This window comes from Actinacidiphila sp. bgisy160 (assembly GCF_057707815.1).
Genome location: NZ_JBYIQW010000125.1, coordinates 1 through 1,827 on the forward strand (window position 1 = coordinate 1; position 1,827 = coordinate 1,827).

Annotated in this window: 1 protein-coding gene; it reads left to right on the plus strand. The window is 67.7% G+C overall.

The annotated features are described in order from the left end of the window. Positions 1–229: 229 nt before the first annotated feature. Entirely contained in the window at positions 230–1,495 is a 1,266-nt protein-coding gene (locus tag AC3EUJ_RS37095; protein ID WP_431969396.1) for a homogentisate 1,2-dioxygenase, read from the plus strand. Positions 1,496–1,827: the final 332 nt, after the last annotated feature.

Consider the following 1,827-nt stretch of genomic DNA (forward strand, 5'->3'; position numbering starts at 1 on the left):
GCCTACGGCCAGAGGCCGTCGTCACAGTGCTCTTGCCCGGATCAGGCATGAGGCGAGTGCGACCGCGCCTTCGTGGGAGGTTGCGGCCCTGTCGTGGGCCACCTCGTCTCTCCGATGAGAACAGCGACAGTAACCGGTCCGAGTCAGCTATCGATGCAACTGAGGATTGATCACGGTGGATAACCAGAGCACAGACAAGGCGCGCAAGACCGCCGAATCGCTGGAGTACATGCACGGCTTCGGCAACCTTCACTCCAGCGAGGCGCTGCCCGGCGCCCTGCCGGTCGGCAACAGCATGCCGCAGCGGCCGCCGTTCGGGCTCTACGCCGAGATGATCCACGGCAGCTCCTTCACCGACTCGCGGGACAACACCCGCTACTCCTGGATGCACCGCATCCGGCCGTCGGCGCAACACCGCCCCTTCACCAGGATCGATACGGGGACGTTCTGCGGTATCGCCGACGCCCAGTCCGAAATGAACCGCACCTCTTGGACCCCGCTGCCCGCCCCGGCTGCCGACACGGACTTCGTCTCCGGCATGTGGACCCTCGGCGGCAACGGCGACCCGGCCGAGCGCACCGGTATGGCCGTGCACTTCTATACCGCCAACACCTCGATGCAGGACAAGGTGTTCAGCGACTCCGACGGCGAACTGCTGATCACCCCGCACGAGGGTGAGCTGCTGGTGCGCACCGAGTTCGGGCTGCTGCACGTCAAGCCCGGAGACGTCGCGCTGATCCCGCGCGGCGTACGGTTCCGGGTGGAGCTGCTGGACGCGGTCGCCCGCGGCTATGTCGCCGAGAACTTCGGCCGTCCGATGGTTCTGCCCGAGCTCGGCCCCCTCGGTACGACCGCTCTGGCGAACCCGAAGGATTTCCGCGTCCCGGTCGCGGCCTATGAGGACATCGAGCGACCGGTGGAGGTTGTCGTCAAGTACGGCGGAGAGCTGTGGAGTTCGGTCTACGACCACTCGCCGCTGGACGTCGTGGCCTGGCACGGCAACCATGTGCCTTACGTCTACGACCTGCACGCCTTCCAGACCGTCGGAACGCTCAGCTACGGCCACACTGACCCCTCGGCCTACACGGTCCTCACCTCTCCGACCGACACCCCCGGTGTGGCCAACTTCGACTTCTGCTCCGTCGTCGGGCGGTGGGAGGTGGCGATGGACACCTTCCGGCTGCCGTACTACCACCGAAACATCGGCAGCGAGTTCGTCGGCATCCTCAAGACCCCGCCGACCGGGGCGACCATGTTCGGCGAGCCGGGCGCCGGCATGCTCCACAACATGCTGGCGTCGCACGGCTCTTCGCCGGAGGGCGACGCCTTCGCGACCAATGCGGAACTTGCGCCCCAGTGGCTCGATCTCGGCCTCATCATCTTTTTCGATGCCCGGCTTCCGCTCAAGCTCACCCGCCAAGCACTCGAGACGCCTCGGCGGAGCCAGGACTTCGACGCGATGTGGCAGGGCTTCGAGCGCCGTTTCCCGCGCTGACGAGGACGGCCGGCCGAAGGTCCTCTCGGGGTGCAGGGGCCCGGCCTGTTCATCAGGGTCCACCGCGCCGCAGTCGGTCCGTCAGCACTCATCCGGGGCCGTGCTGAACAGCACCGACGGCACCGGCCGCGCGCAGCGGGAGCTGCCCACCGCCGATGAGTGGTTCCGCGTCCACGAGGTCCGGCAGGCGCGCCGCGCCAGCGGCTTGTCACGCAGCGGTGGCCGGGTGGCCGCTCCAGGTGGGGATGGGTGAGTCGGCGAAGTCGGTCGCGGTGACGAACTGGCGCCAAGCTGGTGGGGCGTCACCGCGACCGATACGCCACAACCTAGTG

Excerpts from the sequence above, each read along its gene's own strand:
- AC3EUJ_RS37095 (WP_431969396.1), top strand. The coding sequence starts at position 230 with ATGCACGGCTTCGGCAACCTTCACTCCAGCGAGGCGCTGCCCGGCGCC.